Source organism: Xanthovirga aplysinae, from assembly GCF_009711365.1.
GTDB lineage: Bacteria > Bacteroidota > Bacteroidia > Cytophagales > Cyclobacteriaceae > Xanthovirga > Xanthovirga aplysinae.
On the sequence record NZ_SMMB01000796.1, the window covers coordinates 1 to 4,132 of the forward strand.

A 4,132-nucleotide genomic window follows, 5' to 3' on the forward strand; every position below is an offset into this window, starting at 1 on the left:
CCACCCTACCAGTTAATACCCTCAACAAGAAAATAATTCCAATTCAATACTCTCCCTAAATCTTTTCCCCACCATCGGAATTTGTTGTGGCATTTTCCCTCTTTTTTTCTACCAACACCAGCTTAAGTTTGTCAGCCTTATAAACATCCTTCAAAAAAGACCTAAGTTCTGTGTATTTTTCTTTAGGGTGACGTCCCTTAAACATTTTTAAGGTTCGGATATACGTCATTTCTTTACCTTCAATAAGGATTTCAGCCCTATAATGTCCAAAATCGGAAATAAACTCTTTTGCTTTGGGCAAATACTCAGGTTGAAACCCCTCTGGAAAATGAAAACTTATGGTATCCGCATCATAAAAACCTGTATTGATCAACACCTCATATTTCCGATCTTTAATGGCTCTTGGGGCCTTTCCTGATTGATTCATCAAATTGGGAGTAATGAAAAGACGTTTTCCACTTAGAGAAGCCAGTTTTCTAATTTTCAACTTCAAATCTTGTCTGGCCTTTGGTATTCGGTTCTTTTCTTGAGAGTGCTTAAAGCTCTCTATAGTCGCATTATTTATTTCCAGGTCCTCATAAAGTTCCTTCTTTTGCAGCTCCATAGATTGATTCAAATACCAATCCACATTTTCATATTGTAAACCAGAAAAATCTGTCCGAATACTAGCTGAAGCATCCCCTGTGTTGGATATATAAACCTCTGCCCTACGAAATTGTGTATTAGCCTCTAAGGGATATACGGTAGTGTGAACAATTTTCCCTCCTTCATCCGTAATCATCAATGCATCTCTATCTCCCGTAAAATAACCTTGATAACCAAAAGGATTTGTTTGACTTGTACACTCCAACCAAATGGTATCATTAGGAGAAGGAACAGAAAGGATCATATGATTAAATTGGCTACTTGGGAAATCCGTTCTTATTGGTCTATTGGCTCCTCCCCAAATTAACACCTGATTGGATGAAATCCCTACAGCTTTCAACAGGGCCTGGGTGTAATTAGATAAAGCTTTACAATCCCCATATCCTTTTTCCGCCACAAAACTAGCCTCAAATGGTTGAAATCCTCCAATACCCAATTGAATACTTACATAACGGGTCTGGTTCTGCATATATTCATATACTGCTCTGACTTTACTTTCCAAATCTGGTAAATCAGTTACCAACTCATTTACCTCTTTAATAATATGCTTAGGAAGTTCACCTCTCCCCTGATTCAATTGATTTATCCATTGACCAAAAGATAACCAATCACTCATATTCCCTTGGAAACCTTCCATCTGAAAATCTTTGGGACCGGTAATTATTGTCGGAAGCACCTCACTCAATCCCGGGGCATAGGGTTCACTTTTAAAAACGGGCATTTCTCCTATCTTCCAGGTATAAGTATTTTTTCCTTCAAGGGAAAAAATTTCAGGTTCTAATTCCAAATTATAAGACTTAAACCGTAGTGGAATCTTATCTGGCGTGATTACCTTAAATATCCCACCTTGTGTCGCAACTTTAGAAGAAGGCAAAGGCCTAAATTGGGGATAAAATAAGGACTGTTCACTAGCTACTTCATACTCATACTCCACAGTAAAGGGGTATTGACCTAAGGAGACCTCTACAACTTTAGCTCGACTATCTGACATAATGGTTACGCCAGAAACAAGACTAATGTCTGAGATATCCGATTTCTTCAGCTTCCTTACTTCCTCACCCAAAGAATTGTAAATTCTCCCTTTTAAATTTACGACTTTATTAAACTTATCATAAGGTACCACCAAATGGGCATAATCATCACCCTCTTTATCCAAAATTGTAATGGCGTAACGTACCTTTTCCACCGACTTCCCCACCGATTTAACTTCAAAAATCAACTCATCATGGCGGATTACAGCATATGCATCAGTCTTAAGCTCTTCAGTGATTTTACTAACGGCAAAATTCAAATCGTCCGCCCAAAGCGGTTTGCTGAACAATACCCATAAGCAAAAAAGGAGATATTTTTTCATGTGGAACTACAAATAATAAATTTCAACCAATTAGCTAGAAACAAAATCCCAGATTTGTCCCGTTTAAGTTTAAAAAATTTTAAAAGAAAGTTTTAATTACTTAGGACTAACCCCTCCTTCTTGAGTACAATCTTTTCAGCACATTTTGCTATGTACATGTTGTAAAACTCTTTAAGGCTAGAATATTCTTCAGGAACAAACAGGGTCTTTCGAATTAAAAAAGAGCTAACCAACTGAAGCCTTTTTCCCTTTACGGAAATGGCATAGGTAAAACGCCCCCCATTTTCAGGCAAAGCCAGATTGGCATTTTCTGGCATGTCTTCAACCACATAACCATCCGGTAAATCAAGATTCAAAATATATTGTCCACGGATAGGAGAACCAAAATCTACAGGATAGGTTCTTTTTTCACTTTTAAAAGGGTTTTCTTCTAATTTGTCACCCGCAATCATTGGATCAAGGTAAATTATATCGTCTCCCATCTCCCCTTCAGAGGGAATAACTACATCCATATCTTCCACAAATGGCTTCCCAATTTCCCCCTTATTTTTAAACTGCAATTCATTCAGTTCCCACCCCTCATACTTCTCTTCCAGTTCTTCCTGATATTTCTCTTCTCCACCACTTAGGCTAATTCGTTTCCTGTTCGCACTAAAACCTTTATACATTTTTTGAATCTTACCAGTTAGTTCCATTTCATCATTAAAAGCCAGGGTTGCTTGATGAGATTCCATAAAAATCTCTTTATTCAATAAATCCACCCATTCTTCCATACCTTTTTTGATTACAAACCCCTGTCCATTCAAACAATTGTAAGGAAGCATACCAATAGAACGAAAAGGATCTGTGGCATCCAATAAAAAGTATTTTCCATCCAAGGAAACCTTGGAAATCACATAATTGAATTTGGTAATAATAGGGTACATCTGCATCACCCTACCATTATTTCTGGTGCTTAAAATCACAGGATCGGCCTCCAAGCCTGCTTCCTGTAACATGGCAATAAGCAATAAATTTATGTCTGCCGAATTACCAACTCTTTTATTAAAAGTGTCTTTCAAACTTTGGGAAGTAAACATCCCATTTTTCTCATCCCATTTTATATTTTGTTGGACGTAGGTATAGATAGCTTCAATCTTTTCTTCCGGAGTATTAGCCCCTGATAGGACAGCTCCCATTTGAGCCTTTAAGAAGTTAGTTCTCCTCAACCTTATCATAAATTTTTCATGTTCCAGCAATTCTTTAATAATAGTTTCCCAGGTATCCATTATTTGTCGGATAGGATCTCGAGGGTATTTTATACTAGCAAGTTCAAAGTCCATCTTTGAAATAAAATCCTCTGAAGTGGTCATATAAGATTCACTCTTGAACGCAGGGACATCTTTGGTGGCATAATGGTAGACAGTACTAAGAAAATCCACAGTATTGGATCCCTCTTTTGAAGAAAAAACAATTGATTCACTTTTTTTATCTTCTTCAGCCAAGACCATAGAAATATATCCTTGTCCTAATTTTTTATAATAAAAGTATTCAGGTACCACTGCTGTATACTCACTCCAAATGGCTGGTATTTCATATTGGAAGTACCAACTTTGAAGATTAAACAAAAAATCAGAATACACCTTATAAGTATATTCAATAACTGAACCTTCCCGAACATTAGGCATCGTAAACTTCTTCAAGGACCAATATTCATTCTTAAGATCATCAAAAACAGATTTTTTATCCAATTTTGACTTAATTACTTTCCCGTTTTCAAGATTGTAAGTATAGCCTTTCAATCCACTAACTCTTTCCTTATCGCTATTTCGCCCATATAAAGGAATTTCTACGTCTGCCCATTTAAATCCATTTTTATTCAAAACTTTAATGCGAGTATGCCTTTCAAAAACCAATTCAAAATCCCCTTTAGTTTGATTGTATTGTATATGTGACTTGCCCACGTCGGCCAAAATGACCGCGGAAGCCCCCGTGTCTAGTGGATATACATCAATTTCCAAATCAGAATTTTCAATTTTCCCAAATTTCATTTTCACATTTTGCGCAGAAACTTGTAGAGAAAAAGCAATAAATGAGGTAATAAAAAAAGAACAAAAACCCTCAAAACCCTTAAGCATGGACCACTTATTTATT

The 4,132-nt window shown here is 36.6% G+C and carries 2 protein-coding genes; both read right to left on the minus strand.

Annotated elements, in window-relative coordinates; genetic code table 11:
• Positions 1–55 precede the first annotated feature (55 nt).
• The gene (locus E1171_RS05840) at positions 56–1,999 is read right to left on the minus strand and encodes a DUF3857 domain-containing protein (RefSeq protein WP_155205006.1); all 1,944 of its coding nucleotides are present in this window, start codon (positions 1,997–1,999) and stop codon (positions 56–58) included.
• A 92-nt stretch (positions 2,000–2,091) separates the two neighbouring features.
• The coding region (locus E1171_RS05845; protein ID WP_222931408.1) for a transglutaminase family protein at positions 2,092–4,132 on the minus strand (2,041 nt) is incomplete at its 5' end.

Coding starts and splice junctions, on each gene's coding strand:
- E1171_RS05840 (WP_155205006.1), bottom strand. CDS start 1,999: ATGAAAAAATATCTCCTTTTTTGCTTATGGGTATTGTTCAGCAAACCG.